The organism is Pantoea sp. UBA5923, assembly GCF_002431095.1.
GTDB classification, from domain to species: domain Bacteria; phylum Pseudomonadota; class Gammaproteobacteria; order Enterobacterales; family Enterobacteriaceae; genus Pantoea; species Pantoea piersonii.
In genome coordinates, this window is record NZ_DJDN01000060.1 from 94397 (window position 1) to 109547 (window position 15151).

General features: G+C 56.2%; 13 protein-coding genes. 5 read left to right on the plus strand and 8 right to left on the minus strand.

What is annotated here, in order from left to right; all coding sequences use genetic code 11:
* Positions 1 to 223 precede the first annotated feature (223 nt).
* From B3797_RS14540 to B3797_RS14550, 3 genes are all read left to right on the plus strand, one after another.
* Positions 224 to 1147, plus strand: coding sequence for a Kdo(2)-lipid IV(A) acyltransferase (locus B3797_RS14540; protein ID WP_311781755.1), 924 nt, complete (start codon positions 224 to 226; stop codon positions 1145 to 1147).
* Between the two features lie 561 nt (positions 1148 to 1708).
* Entirely contained in the window at positions 1709 to 1975 is a 267-nt protein-coding gene (locus tag B3797_RS14545; RefSeq protein WP_311781756.1) for a hypothetical protein, read from the plus strand.
* Between the two features lie 111 nt (positions 1976 to 2086).
* Positions 2087 to 2485, plus strand: a complete 399-nt coding sequence (locus B3797_RS14550; protein WP_311781757.1) for a MysB family protein — start codon at positions 2087 to 2089, stop codon at positions 2483 to 2485.
* On the opposite strand, the gene B3797_RS14555 is transcribed toward B3797_RS14550, so the two are convergent.
* The 3 genes from B3797_RS14555 to B3797_RS14565 form a co-directional block, all read right to left on the minus strand.
* Positions 2486 to 2704, minus strand: coding sequence for a YceK/YidQ family lipoprotein (locus tag B3797_RS14555; RefSeq protein ID WP_311782247.1), 219 nt, complete (start codon positions 2702 to 2704; stop codon positions 2486 to 2488).
* Positions 2705 to 2869: 165 nt separating this feature from the next.
* Positions 2870 to 5425 (minus strand): glucans biosynthesis glucosyltransferase MdoH, encoded by a 2556-nt coding sequence (gene mdoH, locus B3797_RS14560; RefSeq protein ID WP_311791441.1) that lies wholly within the window; start codon positions 5423 to 5425, stop codon positions 2870 to 2872.
* Positions 5418 to 6953 (minus strand): glucan biosynthesis protein G, encoded by a 1536-nt coding sequence (locus tag B3797_RS14565; protein WP_311782248.1) that lies wholly within the window; start codon positions 6951 to 6953, stop codon positions 5418 to 5420. The genes mdoH and B3797_RS14565 overlap by 8 nt, the downstream gene beginning before the upstream one ends.
* 269 nt (positions 6954 to 7222) lie before the next feature.
* Between B3797_RS14565 and mdoC the strand changes: the two genes are divergently transcribed.
* Positions 7223 to 8347, plus strand: coding sequence for a glucans biosynthesis protein MdoC (mdoC, locus tag B3797_RS14570; protein ID WP_311781759.1), 1125 nt, complete (start codon positions 7223 to 7225; stop codon positions 8345 to 8347).
* Positions 8348 to 8420: 73 nt separating this feature from the next.
* Here mdoC and B3797_RS14575 read toward each other — a convergent pair whose 3' ends face one another.
* The gene (locus B3797_RS14575; protein ID WP_311781760.1) at positions 8421 to 9881 is read right to left on the minus strand and encodes a phospholipase D family protein; all 1461 of its coding nucleotides are present in this window, start codon (positions 9879 to 9881) and stop codon (positions 8421 to 8423) included.
* A 148-nt stretch (positions 9882 to 10029) separates the two neighbouring features.
* Between B3797_RS14575 and B3797_RS14580 the strand changes: the two genes are divergently transcribed.
* Entirely contained in the window at positions 10030 to 11187 is a 1158-nt protein-coding gene (locus B3797_RS14580) for a beta-glucosidase (protein WP_311791442.1), read from the plus strand.
* Here B3797_RS14580 and B3797_RS14585 read toward each other — a convergent pair.
* The 4 genes from B3797_RS14585 to B3797_RS14600 all read right to left on the minus strand — a co-directional run.
* Entirely contained in the window at positions 11175 to 11348 is a 174-nt protein-coding gene (locus B3797_RS14585; protein WP_167456946.1) for a hypothetical protein, read from the minus strand. The genes B3797_RS14580 and B3797_RS14585 overlap by 13 nt on opposite strands.
* Before the next feature lie 42 nt (positions 11349 to 11390).
* On the minus strand, positions 11391 to 11534 hold the full coding sequence (locus B3797_RS14590; protein WP_167456945.1) for a hypothetical protein: 144 nt from the start codon (positions 11532 to 11534) through the stop codon (positions 11391 to 11393).
* Positions 11535 to 11663: 129 nt separating this feature from the next.
* Positions 11664 to 13892: a TonB-dependent receptor gene (locus tag B3797_RS14595; RefSeq protein ID WP_414693093.1), complete on the minus strand. Its 2229-nt coding sequence runs from the start codon at positions 13890 to 13892 to the stop codon at positions 11664 to 11666.
* Between the two features lie 177 nt (positions 13893 to 14069).
* A partial coding sequence (locus tag B3797_RS14600) for a beta-ketoacyl-ACP synthase (protein ID WP_311791443.1) occupies positions 14070 to 15151 on the minus strand: 1082 nt, incomplete at its 5' end.

The following is a 15151-nucleotide window of genomic DNA, read 5'->3' on the forward strand; positions in this document are numbered from 1 at the left end:
TGGATAAAAAATTGCGCCGCACATGATACAGCAAAGCACCGGGATGCAAAGAAAATTGATCTGAAACCTTTTTTAACCGCTCTGCTGGCCTGGCTATTTTCAGTTCGCCACATGCGCAATCAGCCCGCGTTTATTTCAGCGCAGAAGAAAAGCTGGCACAATAGGGGAAAATCAACGAGATATTGGCGTCATTAAGCGCCTTACGCAGGATAAGCTTTTCCCTATGACTCAACTGCCGCAATTTTCCCGAGAACTCCTTCATCCCCGTTACTGGCTGACCTGGTTGGGCATCGCTTTTCTCTATCTGCTGGTCTTGCTGCCCTACCCGCTCCTCTATGTGCTGGGTTGCGGCTTAGGCCGTATCGCAATGCGTTTTTTAAAGCGCCGCGTCGCCATCGCCCAGCGAAATCTGGAACTTTGCTTTCCCAATATGCCTGCCAGCGAGCGAGACGCGATGGTAAAGCATAACTTTGAGTCGGTAGGCATGGGACTGATCGAAACCGGCATGGCGTGGTTCTGGCCCGACTGGCGCATTAAGAAGTGGTTTGATGTTTCAGGTCTTGAGCATATTCAAAAAGCCAAAGATGAGCAGCGCGGCGTGCTGCTTATCGGTATGCACTTTCTGACGCTGGAGTTAGGCGCGCGTATTTTCGGCATCTACAATCCCGGCATCGGCGTTTATCGCCCCAACGATAATAAGCTGCTCGACTGGCTACAGACCTGGGGCCGCATGCGTTCCAATAAAAGCATGCTCGATCGCAAGGATTTGAAAGGCATGATCCGCGCGCTGAAAAACGGCGATATTATCTGGTACGCACCCGACCACGACTACGGCCCGCGCAGCAGCGTGTTTGTGCCCTTCTTTGCGGTGGAAAAAGCCGCCACCACGGTGGGTACCTATCTGCTGATCCGCAGCGGCAAGCCGCACGTGGTGCCCTTTGTTCCGCGCCGCCTGCCCCACGGCCGCGGCTACCAGATGCTGATTTTACCTGACGTCAGCGAGCAGATGCCGCTCGACAGCGATGTCGCAACCGCTGCGCAAATGAATAAAGTGGTGGAAGAAGGCGTGCTGCTGGCGCCTGAGCAATATATGTGGCTTCATCGCCGCTTTAAAACCCGCCCCGAAGGTGAGCCTTCACGCTACTAATCTCTTGCCAGCGGGCACCCTGTTTCCCGCTGGCGTTAAGCATTACCGCCGCTTACGCTTATAACCTGCCGCATTATGTAGCAAGTCCTTGTCTTTTAAAGATAAAAACTTACCAGCCCTTCCGTAAGGTCCAGTCTAAACTAAAGGAGAGCTTGCGCTGGTTTGCCGCAATAATTAATTGTTTATGCCTGCTGTATTAATTTTGCTGGAAAACCGTTTGCTGCCCTTAATATCGCCATTCCTTGCCTGTAAAATTAATGTTTGAGATTTATCCTGGTTGGATCTGATTTATATTAACTCCAGGCCTTTTCTTATTTGTTCATTGACAATTCTTTGTTTTAGCTTATGTGTGCAGTAAAATTAACTTATTTTACAAGGCATTGTCTGATTAAACCTGACGCATATAAGCATTATGCCTTTCAGTGGCCTGCTTTATACTTTTATGGAATTTGAACATTTAGATACATATCGGTAGTTTCGCTCGTAGCAGTTAATTATTCAGCTGCCCTTTTAAAAATATAAAAAGATTACACACAGCAAACCTCTAGCAGGAACATAAAAATGAATAAAGGCATCTATTACTACGTAACAATCAGTACCGATCAGGATAATTATCATTATTTACACCGCAAAGAGTGTAAGCGCATGCCGGCTAAAGAGGATATCGTTTTTATCGGCACGCTATATAACCTGAATCAGGCATTATCTATTGCGCGAATTAATTTTAAAAAGGTTAAACCCTGTATTAAATGTTGTATTCGCTACTCTGCGCCCGTTATGCGTGAAACGGTGCGCCCGGTGCTGCACTTTCCACAAAAATCGCTCTGATCGATGACGGTGGGACGACTTTCGCTCCCGCCGTCTCTTTTTCGTACTTTGCCCCGAAAATTTTCGTCTATCCTTCTCTGACATCCCTTTTATAAGGCAAGGAGAAGAGTAATGAGCATGTTCAGTACCTTAGAAGAAGCCATCGAGGCTGCACGTGAAGAGTTTCTCGCCGATCATCCCGACATTGAAGAAGAGGATGCCAGCATTAATCAGTTTGGCCTGCAGAAGTACGTAATGCAGGATGGCGATATTATGTGGCAGGCAGAGTTCTTTGAAGAGGAAGGCGAATCGGGTGAGTGTCTGCCGATCCGCAGCGGCGAGGCGGCACAGGCGATTTTTGACGGCGATTTCGACGAGGTCGAGCTGCGTCAGGAGTGGTTAGCCGAGAATACGCTGCACGAATGGGATGAAGGGGAATTTCAGCTTGAGCCTCCGCTCGACAGTGAAGAGGGCGAAACGGCGGCGCAAGAGTGGGAAGATGACAACAGCGAGTCAGATCGCCTGCTCTGATTACTCATAAGGCCCGTGGTGGGCATCAACCGGCAGCAGCATGGTGTCCACCACCAGCGACAGCGGCAGATCGAGAATGGTCAGCACGCGCCATGGACCGTCGCGCACATCCCACTGTACGCCAGGATAGTATTGGTTGCCGTGTCCCTGCCCCGGTACGGCGCGACTGATAATACTGCCGCACCCGCTTAATATTAGCGCCGTCAGCGCGACCACCATTATTTTCAGCAAACTTTTCACACGCGTTACTCATTCCAGCCCGCCGCTATTGTAGATAATGCGTCAGGTTTTTTTTCGCCATATTACGCCAGTAAAACGTAATGATGCCGTTAAAATGCGCCCATAAAAAAAGCGGCATTGCTGCCGCTTTACACGTTTTGAATCTTAACCCGCCTGCGGCGGTAGCGCCAGCGGGTTCAGCGCAAGCTTCTGATAGCTTTCCACCCACTGATGATACTTATCGCCGTTTTCCCACAGGCGCGAGTGAACGCGCGCCAGCACCACCGGGTCGCTGATAAGTTGCAGACGCTGTTCACGGCTCAGCTTCTCAGGCGCGTCGCTCAGCGCCTGATCGACGCGGCGATCGCGCGCATAATCAAGCAGCTGACTCTGCCGGTGACGCGATGTCGCCAGCGCGGTCGCCAGCGCGTTAAACGCCGGATGGAACAGCGCATGCATAAAGCCATGCTTCAGCGCGCGCTCGCGGTTGAGCTGCAGATAATGGTCGGTATCCACCAGCTCTTTCGGCGGCTCGTACTCTTCCGGGATAAGGAAAAGTTTCGCGCGCTTGCTCTTCAGCCCCACCGTCGCGCGGCTCGACATCACCGATACGAACGGCGACAGGATCAGCGAGAAGACGATCGGTGCCAGCCACCACAGGAAGTTGAGGTCCAGCACGCCCATGCCAACCGCCCAGACGATGCCTAACAGCATCTGCGAGCCGTGACGACGGAACGCTTCGCTCCACGGCGTGGCGTCATCGTCACGCTGCGGCGAGTTCCACACCACTTCCCAGCCCAGGAAGGCGCTGACTACAAACACGGTATGGAACAGCATACGCACCGGCGCCAGCAAGACGGAGAAGAGCATTTCCAGCAGCAGCGAAATAAACAGACGGAACGCGCCGCCGTAAGGTTTCGCTCCCTTGAACCAGATCAGCACCACGCTGAGCAGCTTCGGCAGGAAAAGCAGCACCAGCGTCGTCGAGAAGAGCGCGATCGCCAGTTCAGGACGCCACTGCGGCCAGACCGGGAAGAGCTGCCTCGGCTGCAGGAAGTAGGTCGGCTCCATAAGCGTATGCACCACCTGCAATGCCGTGGAGAGCGCCAGGAACATAAACCAGAGCGGTGCCGAGAGATAGGACATTACGCCGGTCAGGAACACCGCGCGGTGCACCGGGTGCATGCCTTTCACCAGGAACAGGCGGAAGTTCATCAGGTTGCCGTGACACCAGCGACGGTCGCGCTTCAGCTCGTCCAGCAGGTTCGGCGGCAGCTCCTCATACGAGCCAGGCAGATCGTAAGCGATCCATACGCCCCAGCCGGCGCGGCGCATCAGCGCAGCTTCAACGAAGTCGTGCGACAGGATCGATCCGGCGAAAGAGCCCTCGCCCGGCAGCGGCGCCAGCGCGCAGTGCTCAATAAAGGGCTTCACGCGGATAATGGCGTTATGTCCCCAGTAGTGCGACTCGCCAAGCTGCCAGAAGTGCAAACCAGCGGTGAAGAGCGGACCGTAAACGCGCGTGGCGAATTGCTGACAGCGCGCGTAGAGCGTATCCATGCCCGACGCCTTCGGCGAGGACTGGATAATACCGGCATTAGGGTTCGCTTCCATCATGCGCACCAGACCGGTAAGACATTCGCCGCTCATTACGCTGTCTGCGTCCAGTACCACCATGTAGCTGTAGTTGCTGCCCCAGCGACGGCAGAAGTCGTCGATGTTGCCGCTCTTACGCTTCACGCGGCGACGACGACGGCGGTAGAAAATCTTGCCCGCCCCGCCAACGTCGCGCACCAGCTCCATCCACGCCTTCTGCTCCGCAATCGCGATATCAGGATCGTAGCTGTCGCTCAGCACGTAAACGTCGAAGTGCTCCGCATTACCGGTGCGAACCACCGATTCCCAGGTGGCGCGCAGGCCCGCGAAGACGCGTTCCACATCTTCGTTACAGATCGGCATAATCAGCGCGGTGCGGTGCTCCGGGTTAAGCGGCTCATCGCCTGCCGTCGAGTAGGAGATGCTGTACTTGTCGCGCCCAATCAGCAGCTGCAAAAAGCCCATCAGCGCGGTCCAGAATCCCGCCGAGACCCAGCAGAAAAGAATAGCGAACAGGAACAGAATGCCGGTCTGCAGTACATAAGGCAGGATCTGCATCACCGACTGTTGCCAGTTCTGGTTCAGCATCTCCATCGGATCGAGCAGCGTCCATCCCTGATAAGGCAGAATGGTTTTCATGTACCAGGTGGCGATAACCGTCTGGAACAGGGTGAGGATCAGCAGCACATAGCGGCGGATAGATCCGACATGACGCCACTTCTCCTCGGCGCGCTGCTCTTCCGCGCTGGCGTAGCGATGCGTCAGCTTTTCGCCGCGCAGCGAGTTCCAGGCGCGCACCAGCGGGTTGGTCCGCCAGGCTTCCGGGAACATCAGCGAGCGTTTGACCTTTGGCATCGCCTTCAGCGTGGTGCGATCGAGGTAATCCTTGCCGAACTGCTTCCCGTCGGCCAGCGATTCAGGCCACGCCATTTTGACGCGGGCGGAAACGGACTTAAGCGGCGCATCATCAGGACGATCGCTGGCGGCAACATCCTGGCCAAGCGTATCGTGTATGAAGTGAAACGCCTCGGCGTGTTGCAGCGAGGCGCTTAACCGGGCTTTTCCTGCCGCATCCAGCGGCAGGGCTTCCACATAGCTTTTAGGAATAAATGTCGGATTATTCATTGGCAGGTAACTGATAGCTCCAGGTTTCCGTCAATGTCTTGTCACCGCTAACCAGCGCGGCGCGCATTTCGGTAGGCTGTTTGTTATCTTTGACGCGCAGACGCAGCACCAGACGCCAGCCTTTTGTGACCGGATTATAGCGCACGCTCTGCTCAACCACTTCACCGTTGTCGCCCACGCTGACCTGCGGCGCGACCTGGCTGTTTTCCGGCATCTGGCTCATCGCTTTACCAACAAAATCGATGGTAAAGGCGATAGATCCATCCGGCTGACGCACCAGATTAGACTGCTTCACGTCTCCCGCCGAACGCAGCGTGTTTTTCACCCAGGCGGTATCGTCAGAGTGAAGCTGGCTTTCGTCGCGCGTAAAGTGCAGACGATAGCTGAAGTTCATCTCTTTGCCCGGATCCGGCAGATTCTCCGGCGTCCAGAAGGCGACGATATTGTCGTTGGTTTCATCCGCAGTCGGGATCTCTACCAGCTCGACGCGGCCTTTGCCCCAGTCGCCCTGCGGTTCAACCCAGCCGCTCGGACGCATATCGTAGCGATCGTCGAGATCCTGATAGTGGCTGAAATCGCGGCTGCGCTGCAGCAGACCGAAACCTTTCGGGCTTTCGATGGTGTAGGTGCTCACCGCCAGATGACGCGGGTTGTTGAGCGGCCGCCAGATCCATTCGCCGTTGCCGTTGTGAATCGACAAGCCGTCGGAGTCATGCAGTTCCGGACGGAAGTTGGTGACCGGCGAAGGCTGATTGGTGCCAAACAGGAACATACTGGTCAGCGGCGCAATGCCAAGCTTGCCGACTTTATCGCGCAGATAGACCTTCGACTGCACATCGACAGTGGTCTCTTTGCCCGGATGTACGGTAAAGCGATAGGCGCCCGTCGCACGCGGCGAGTCGAGCAGCGCATAGATCACCAGCTGTTTGTCCTGCGGTTTCGGACGCGCGATCCAGAACTCTTTAAAGCGCGGGAACTCTTCGCCGGACGGCAGCGCCGTGTCGATCGCCAGACCGCGCGCGGACAGGCCATATACCTGATCGGCCCCGATCACGCGGAAATAGCTTGCGCCAAGGAAGCTGGTGATTTCGTCATCTTTATCGCGCTTGTTGAGCGGATAAAGCACTTTAAAACCGGCGAACCCTAAGTTTTTCACCGCGTCGGCATCGTGTTTAACGTTGCCGAAGTTGAAATAGTCAGGGCTGTATTTGATTTCGCGCACCGCGTTAGCCGTCACTTCGTTGATTTTTACCGGCGTGTCGAAATACATGCCCTGGTGGTAAAACTCAAGTTTGAACGGCGTACGCAGTTTGCCCCAGTACGCTTTATCGTGGTTAAACTGGATCTGCTGATAGTCAGCAAATTTCATTTCACGAAACTGAGAGGGTAAATTGCTCTTAGGCGCTTCAAAACTTTTCCCTGCCAGCGTTTTAGCTTCTTTTGCGACATCATCAAGGTTAAACGCCCAGCTATTATTGGCGTACAACGCCAGCAGAACTGCCGCGCCAACCCAGCGCATTTTCATCAGTCCGCCTTTATTTTCTACTTTAATCAGCACATCCCCCCCTTTCGTGTGCTAAATACAAACCCATTTATCTTAAAGGATTATTCGGTTTTCCGACAGCATATCCAAAAGAATGTTCCATGGTTTCGTCAGGATAACGCCTGCTTTTAGGACAATTAAACGTTCCAGAATCAACTGATAGTATACGCTGTTTACAGCGGGTAGAATTTCCCTCCGGCATAAATCAGTTTCAGGGCGAAACTGGCAGAAACGGACTAACAAACTGGAACTTTATGAGCACAGCAAAACCTGAACGTGAATATTTTCTCGATTCGATTCGGGCGTATTTGATGCTGCTGGGGGTACCGTTTCACGTTTCCCTCATCTATTCCACTCAAAAGTGGGCCGTCAATAGTCAGGAAGCCTCGCTCTGGCTGACCGTATTGAATGATTTTATTCACGCCTTCCGTATGCAGGTCTTTTTCGTTATCTCAGGCTACTTCTCCTACATGCTCTACCTGCGTTATGAGGCGAAGCGCTGGCTGAAAGTGCGTCTTGAGCGCGTCGGCATTCCGTTGCTGACCGCGGTGCCGCTGATTACGCTGCCTCAGTTCTTTATGCTGCGCGCGCTGACGGACAAGATGGGCAACTGGGACACGCTGACGCTTTACGGCAAGTTCAATAACCTGATGTGGGAGCTGATCTCGCACCTGTGGTTTTTGCTGGTGCTGGTAATACTGACCGCGCTCGGCATGTTGACCTTTAACTGGCTGCGTCGACAGCATCGTCATATTGATTACAGCCGCATCGGCTGGGGAAAAGTGACGCTAGCGGTGATGGGCTATGCGCTGCTGTGGGATATTTTTCGCCGCGCGATATTTACCTTTTTCCCGGCGCTGCTGATGGATGGCCTGTTCAGTATTATGGTGATGCAGACGCTGCTGTTTTTGCCCTTCTTTATGCTGGGCGCGCTGGCGTGGAAGCACCCTGCCCTGAAGCAGCTGTTTGTGCGTTTTAATCCGGTGATGTGCTTCGGCGCGATTCTGGTTTTTATCGCCTACAGCCTTAACCAGCGTTACAGCAGCGGCGACGGCTGGCTCTATGAGCTGGATGCGCTGATTACCACGCTGATGGGATTATGCATGCTGAATGTCTGTTTCAGCTTCGGCCACCGCATGCTCAATTCCCACTCGCCGCGCATTATGTATCTGGTTAACGCCTCGCTGTTTATCTACCTGGTACACCACCCGCTGACGCTGCTCTACGGCATTTTCATTACGCCGCAAATTGGCAATAACACGCTGGGCTTCTTTGTGGGGCTGGCGCTGGTGTTCGGCGTGGCGTTTCTGCTGTATGAAATTCACCTGCGCATTCCGCTGCTGCGCTTCCTGTTCTCTGGCAAACCGCAGAAAAAATAGGGCACAACCTCGGGCGGCAGGGAAAGCGCCCGGTTACCCGCGGTTTGCCTCTGTTAGCCCGGGCGGCTGATGTTCAGAGCAGCCACTCGATAGGCAGACGCCACACCAGACGCACCAGCAGGCGCTGTACCCAGGTACAGCGCGGCTCGTGCTTATGCACCACCTCCTGCGCTTCGCCTGCATACTCTACCCAGTTGACGCGTCCCCACTTATCGAGACGCAACGTCCAGGCGCGATCGCGCATCGCGGCGTTAAAGCGCTGGTGGGTCTGTCGCGCCAGCGCTTCGCTCTCAATCACCAGCCCCATCTCGGTGTTCAGCACCGCCGAACGGGGATCGAAGTTGAACGAGCCGATAAACAGCGTTTCCTGATCGACGGTAAAGGTTTTGGCATGCAGGCTGGAGCCAGAGTTACCGGTCAGACCGCGGTCGTGAGGCGCGTCGGGTACGCCCGATTGCGGCTTCAGCTCATAAAGCTCAATGCCGCGCCGCAGCAGCTTCTTACGCCATTTGGCGTAACCGGCGTGCACCACCGAAACGTCATTCGCGGCAAGGGAGTTTGTCAGAATAGCGATTTTTACGCCGCGCCGTCTCAGCGCCAGCAGCTGCGCGACGCCGGCGCGCGTGGGGACAAAGTAGGCGGAAATTATATCGAACTGCCGCTGCGGCGCGCCGATCACGTCCAGCATGCGCTGCGGCAGCAGGCTCTTGCGCTTTGCGCGGCCCAGCCCTTTACGCGGATCGTCGCTCAGCAGGCGCGCCCTGGCCCAGGTCATACGCAGCGTTCCCTGCTCCAGCTGGCTGACAAAGTGCGAGCTTTCAAGACGCGCCAGATAGCGCTGCACCGCCTCGCTGTCGCGCCAGTCGGGCGGCAGCGCCACTACGCCATGCTGGTGTTCGCTTTCGTCCAGCACCTTCTTTAACGGCGCCACCGGTTTGCTCTGCCAGTAGCGCTCAAAATCTTCCGTCACCTCCGCTACCACCGGGCCTATCGCCAGCACGTCGAGATCGGCGAACAGCGGTTCGCTGCCGGTAGCGAAATATTCATCGCCGACGTTGCGCCCGCCGACGATGGTCGCCACGCCGTCCACGGTAAAACTTTTATTATGCATGCGGCGGTTGAGTCGGGCGAAATCGGTAAGATAGCCCAGCGCGCGAATGGTGCGGAACGAGAACGGGTTAAACAGCTTTACCGTAATATTGGGATGGCGATCGAGGCGCGCCAGGGTATCGTCCAGGCCAGGCGTGTTGTTGTCATCCAGCAGGAGCCGCACCTTAACGCCGCGCCCGGCCGCCTCCAGCAGCGCGCAAAACAGCAGGCGTCCCGACATATCGTTCTGCCAGATATAGTACTGCACATCCAGCGTGCGCTCCGCTTTGCCTATCAGCAGGTAGCGGGCGGCGAATGCGTCCAGCCCGTCCGCAAGCGGATGAATGCCGCTCAGGCCGGGATGGCGGGCGCTGCGCGGGCCGATAATCTCCTCAAGCCAGCTGACGTCAGGCTGTTCAGTCAGCAGATTTAACGCTTCGGTCATTGGGGTTCCCTGAATAATCGACACCATCTTATTATTTAACGCTTCGCCGGTTATGGCTATACGTGCACTCTGAGAACGGCCAGACAGCGCCGTTTTTTCAGCTAGACTTAGCCAGACTATCACGACCGGCCAGTTACAGGAGCGGACCATGACGCCAGATTCATCCCTGCTTCAGCGCCATCATCCCCGGCTGTTTAAAAGTTTTTTTCAGGGCAGCTTCCCCTGCTCTACCGCCTGCCGCACCGCAGGCAAGCGGCTGGACATGGTGATCAGCAGCGGTCACGATATGCTGCTGGATAAAGATTACGCCGCGCTGTCGGCGCAGCGTCTGCATACGGCGCGCGACGGCGCGCGCTGGTATCTGATTGAGAAAGAGCCGGACAGCTACGACTGGAGCAGCTTTCTGCCGATGCTACAGGCGGCCAGACGTCATGAGATGGAGATCATCTGGGAGCTAGCGCACTTTGGCTATCCCGATCATCTGAATATCTGGAAAGCATCCTTTATAGAGCACTTTGCCCGTTTCGCCCGCGCGATGGCGCAGCTGATGCGCGATGAAGGCATCGAACGCCCCTTTTTCACCCCTGTCAATCAGATTTCATTCTGGGCATGGGCCGGTGCCGACGTCGCCTGGTTCAATCCACACGTCACCAACCGCGGCAAGGAGCTGAAGCGTCAGCTGGTGCGCGCGTCGTTGGCGGCGATCCATGCGATCCGCGAGGTTTATCCCGATGCGCGCTTTGTCCTGACCGATCCGCTGGTGCAGATCGCCAGCGATCCGCATAACCTAGACAGCAAACCCTATGCCGACGTGCAGCATCAGGCGCAGTTTGAAGCCTGGCATATGCTGGCGGGCCGTATCGACAGCGAGCTGGGCGGCAGCGAAGATTGCCTCGATATTCTCGGGTTAAACTACTATCCCGATAATCACTGGTTCTTTCCTGGCGAACCGATGCCGGAGACGCATCCGCTGCGTCAGCCGCTGCATCGCCTGCTTGCCCAGTGCTGGCAGCGCTATCAGCGCCCTCTGCTGCTGGCGGAAACGGGCGCGGAAGGCGAAGCGCGCGCGCCCTGGCTACAGCATATCAGCGAAGAGGCGATGCTGGCGCTGGATCAGGGCGTCGGTCTGGAAGGCGTTTCGCTCTATCCCGTCGTGGAGTATCCCGCCTGGGCTGACGATCGTCGTTCGCCGGGCGCGCTGTTCGGGCTTGGCGATCCCAACGGCAACCGCACGCTGCATGAAGGTTTAGCGCTGGTGTTACGCAGTCAGCAAATTAAATTTCAGACCCGATTTCAGGAGGCGTGAGCAGGCGGTTTTTTTGGCGTGCAGCTCTGCACTTCAAGCGAAGGATCGGCAGGGTGACGAACATCGGTGAGCCAGGTCATGGTAAAAAGAAACACCACGCCAATCAGACAGGCGGCCAGCAGACCAATAATGGCGATCAGTTTGTCATCTCGCGATTCCATACATGCTCCTTCTGAACATCCCTGCCGCTTACGATTGTCTCTTTAGCTCATCCAGAGCGTCACCATCAGGACAAAGATTATAAGCGTAACAGAGGTCACCGCAAGCACCAGGATGGCGAAGTGCGCATCGTCCAGCGACTGGCGAAGGGGCTCATCTTGCGGATCGTGCGGCGACAGTGGAAGCATAGGTTCTCAACAGAAATCAGTGGATCGCCGCTGGCTTGCGGCGCCGACCAGTGTAAATGAAACCGGCTGGCCCGCCAGCGTTTTCTGGTACCAAAAAACAGGGGGCGCGAAGCGCGCCCCCTTAGCCGGTTAAAAGTCGTAGCTGACGCCGACTTTCAGCGTGCGGCCGTCGCCTTGTGTCAGATAAGTGCCTGTGCTGTCGACGTTAGCCCAGTATTTCTCATTGGTCACGTTCTCAACCGCCACGCGCCAGACCATATCATTCTGGTTGAGCTTCATACGGTAGCGCAGCCCTAAATCCAGCGTGGTGTAGCTGTCGATCTTTTTCGTGTTGGCGGAGTCGGCCCATTGCGAACCTGAGTGGTTCAGCAAGGCGGTAGCGGTCAGGCCTTCCAGCGGTTTAATGTCATATTCGGCGCCGAGCGCATAGTTATAACGGGGCACGCCGATCGCCTGCTTACCGTCATAAGTGCCGTTCTCTGTTTTTTCCATCTCTGGATTAAGCCAGGTGGCGCTTGCGTTCAGACGCAGCCCCAGCACAGGTTCGCCGAAAATATTGGTCTCCATGCCGCGATGACGCTCTTCGCCGTCCATTGCATAGGCGCCAGCAGCGTTAATAATGCCGGATGGTTTGCGAATATCGAACAGCGACAGCGAGCCGCCAACGCGGCCAAAGTCAGCTTTTACGCCGACCTCATTCTGTTTCGAATGGGCAATGCCGGTTATTGCGCCTGGGTTGGTGACCGTATTGTTGTCTGGCGCAACCTCTCCCGGCTGTAACGCTTCGGTGTGATTCGCATAGAGGGAAATGCTCTGCCAGGGTTTATAGACAAGGCCGTAGGTTGGCATCCAGCGGCTATTGGTATAGCGCGACGAGGTATCTTCGGCGCCGGTGTTGTAGTTGTAGTTGCGCACCACGACTTTCTGATGGCGCGCCCCCAGCGTCAGCAGTACCGAGTCGTCAAAGAACCCCAGCGTGTCGCTCAACAGATAGCCCTGAGTGCGCGAGCGCGTCGTGGTCAGCGGATCGGAGAATTTCCCGCCGGCGAAGTTGGGCGACGGCGCATCAATGTCCTCAGTCGCGTAGATATTGGTCGCTGTCCCGGTCAGAGACATGTTGTAAGCGTTTTTAGCATTGGTGGTCAGCGCGGAATAGCCGACATTGACCTGATGCGTAACGAAGCCAGTTGTAAAATGTCCACGCAGGCCCGCCATACCGCTCATATTGTCCTGGACACGGTTGCTATTGAACGTGCTGAGAGTCGCGTCGCCGTTGCTGTTCGTCAGCTTCGGCGTGCCGTAGTTGCCGGTTTCGTGCGCATGCTGCGCGCCGAGTCCTGCATAGGCGGTCCAGTTGTCGCTCAGGTCATACTCCGCCTTCGCGATACCGAATTCCGACTCCATATTGCTGTACACCCATTTCTGGCTGTAGTTATGCGAATTTGACGGCACAGCAGGGATAAAATCGACGCCGCTGATGTTGACGCCCTGCAGCCCGTCATGGAAAGTTTTTTTCTGGTAGCCGACATCCAGCGAGGTACGCAGACGATCGCCGCGATAATCCAGCCCAACAGAGACCGCCGTGGTCCTTTTCTTCTCGCCGTCCACGCCGGTTTCGCCTTCGCGATGAACGGCATTTAGACGCACGCCAAACTGGTTGTCATCACCAAAGCGGCGACCGGTATCAATAGTAGTGCCGGTCTGGGAATCGGAGGTGTAGTCGACTCCCACGCGGGTCAGCGGCAGATCTTCCGCGTGCTTCGGCTCCAGGTTAATCACGCCGCCGACGCCAGTGCTTGCCGCGCCGTTTAGCAGGCTGTTCGCCCCTTTGAAAATCTCAACGCGATCGACCAGCGAAGCGTCCATTACCTGACGCGGCACGACGCCAGGCAGACCGCCAAAGGTCATATCATCGCCATCAAGCTCAAAGCCGCGAATACGGTAGCTTTCAGCAAAATTGCCGTAGCCCTTGACGTTTTGTACGCCCGCGTCGTTTTTCACCACGTCGGCGATGGTTTTCGCCTGCTGATCCTGGATCATTTTCGACGTAAAGCCGATGACGTTGAACGGCACGTCCATGGCGTTTTGCTCGCCCAGCATGCCGAGACGGCCGCCGTGGGCCACCTGACCATCCAGGTAAGCGGGCACCAGCTGGTCGCCGCCGGGTTTGAAATCGCTTTGCGGCGCGGCGGTGACGGTCAGGGTCTGCTCGCTGCTGGCAGCAGGCGCGGCCTCGCGGGCCGCTGAAGAAGCGTTACTGGTGTTGGTAGTAGCAGCCATCACTGGCAAACAACCGGTGCTGACGAACAGAGCCAGCAGCGTCGGTTTAAATCCGGGAGAAGAAAGCGAACGGCGCATAGTCGATCCCTAATGCTAAGGTTACTGATAATCATTATTATTACGGTTTGCGATTATGCGTAGCCTTAATTTTATTGCAAGCGAAATCGTATTTCAGGCGGACAGGCACAGGAGCGGCAGACGGCGGCCACTCCTGCGCGTCGCGGGAGTGGCCGTTCAGTAAGTAAAGGGATGGCGTCAGGCGTCGCGCCAGCGTTTAAAGATAAGTGACGTGTTAATGCCGCCAAAGGCAAAGTTATTCGACTGAATATAATCGGTTTCCAGCAGCCGCGGCTCGCCCATAATGTAGTCCAGCTCACCGCATTCGGCCGCGGGCTGATGCAGATTCAGCGTCGGCGCAAACCACCCTTCACGCATCATCTCAATACTCATCCACGCTTCCAGCGCACCGCACGCGCCCAGGGTATGACCAAAATAGCTTTTCAACGATGAAACAGGCGTACTGTTGCCAAACACCGCCGCCGTCGCCTGGCTTTCCGCAATATCGCCGCGATCGGTGGCGGTACCATGCGCGCAGATATAGCCAATATGTTCCGGCGTCAGGTTAGCGCTGTGCAGCGCACGCTCAATACAGATCTGCATGGTTTCACGCTGTGGCTGCGTAATATGCGCCGCATCGCAGTTGGTATGGAATCCCACCAGCTCAGCGTAAATGGTCGCGCCACGTGCCTGCGCATGCTCCAGCGACTCAAGAATCAAGGTGCCGGCCCCTTCGCCGATCACCAGACCATCCCGCTGATGATCGAAAGGCGCAGGCGAGCTTTCGGGCGCGTCGTTGCGCTGGCTGGTGGCGAACAGCGTATCAAACACCGCCGCTTCCGAAGGGCACAGCTCTTCTGCTCCGCCTGCAACCATCACTTTTTGATAGCCGTGACGGATCGCTTCCCAGGCGTAGCCGATCGCCTGGCTGCCTGAGGTACAGGCGCTGGAGGTAGGAATAACCCGTCCACGCAGCCCGAAAAACAGACCGGCGTTAACCGCTGTGGTATGCGGCATCATCTGTACGTACGTGGTGCCGGTGATGTTATTGGTGTGTTTCTCGGTCAGCATGGTGGCGAATTCGCTTACCGGCCCTGTGCTGCCGGTGGAAGAACCATAGGCGATACCGGTTTCGCCGCTGACCAGCGCGGGATGATCAATCAAGCCCGCCTGTTCCAGCGCCAGTTCGGTGGCGCGTGTCGCCAGCAGCGAGACGCGTCCCATAGAGCGAATGCGTTTTCGGGTATAGTGTGCCGGTAGCTCAAAGCGATCGATCGGCG

Bases quoted from the DNA above. Each gene is read 5' to 3' on its own strand.
- B3797_RS14540 (WP_311781755.1), top strand. From the start codon at position 224: ATGACTCAACTGCCGCAATTTTCCCGAGAACTCCTTCATCCCCGTTAC.
- B3797_RS14545 (WP_311781756.1), top strand. From the start codon at position 1,709: ATGAATAAAGGCATCTATTACTACGTAACAATCAGTACCGATCAGGAT.
- B3797_RS14550 (WP_311781757.1), top strand. From the start codon at position 2,087: ATGAGCATGTTCAGTACCTTAGAAGAAGCCATCGAGGCTGCACGTGAA.
- B3797_RS14555 (WP_311782247.1), bottom strand. From the start codon at position 2,704: ATGGTGGTCGCGCTGACGGCGCTAATATTAAGCGGGTGCGGCAGTATT.
- mdoH (WP_311791441.1), bottom strand. From the start codon at position 5,425: ATGAATAATCCGACATTTATTCCTAAAAGCTATGTGGAAGCCCTGCCG.
- mdoC (WP_311781759.1), top strand. From the start codon at position 7,223: ATGAGCACAGCAAAACCTGAACGTGAATATTTTCTCGATTCGATTCGG.
- B3797_RS14575 (WP_311781760.1), bottom strand. From the start codon at position 9,881: ATGACCGAAGCGTTAAATCTGCTGACTGAACAGCCTGACGTCAGCTGG.
- B3797_RS14580 (WP_311791442.1), top strand. From the start codon at position 10,030: ATGACGCCAGATTCATCCCTGCTTCAGCGCCATCATCCCCGGCTGTTT.
- B3797_RS14585 (WP_167456946.1), bottom strand. From the start codon at position 11,348: ATGGAATCGCGAGATGACAAACTGATCGCCATTATTGGTCTGCTGGCC.
- B3797_RS14590 (WP_167456945.1), bottom strand. From the start codon at position 11,534: ATGCTTCCACTGTCGCCGCACGATCCGCAAGATGAGCCCCTTCGCCAG.
- B3797_RS14595 (WP_414693093.1), bottom strand. From the start codon at position 13,892: ATGCGCCGTTCGCTTTCTTCTCCCGGATTTAAACCGACGCTGCTGGCT.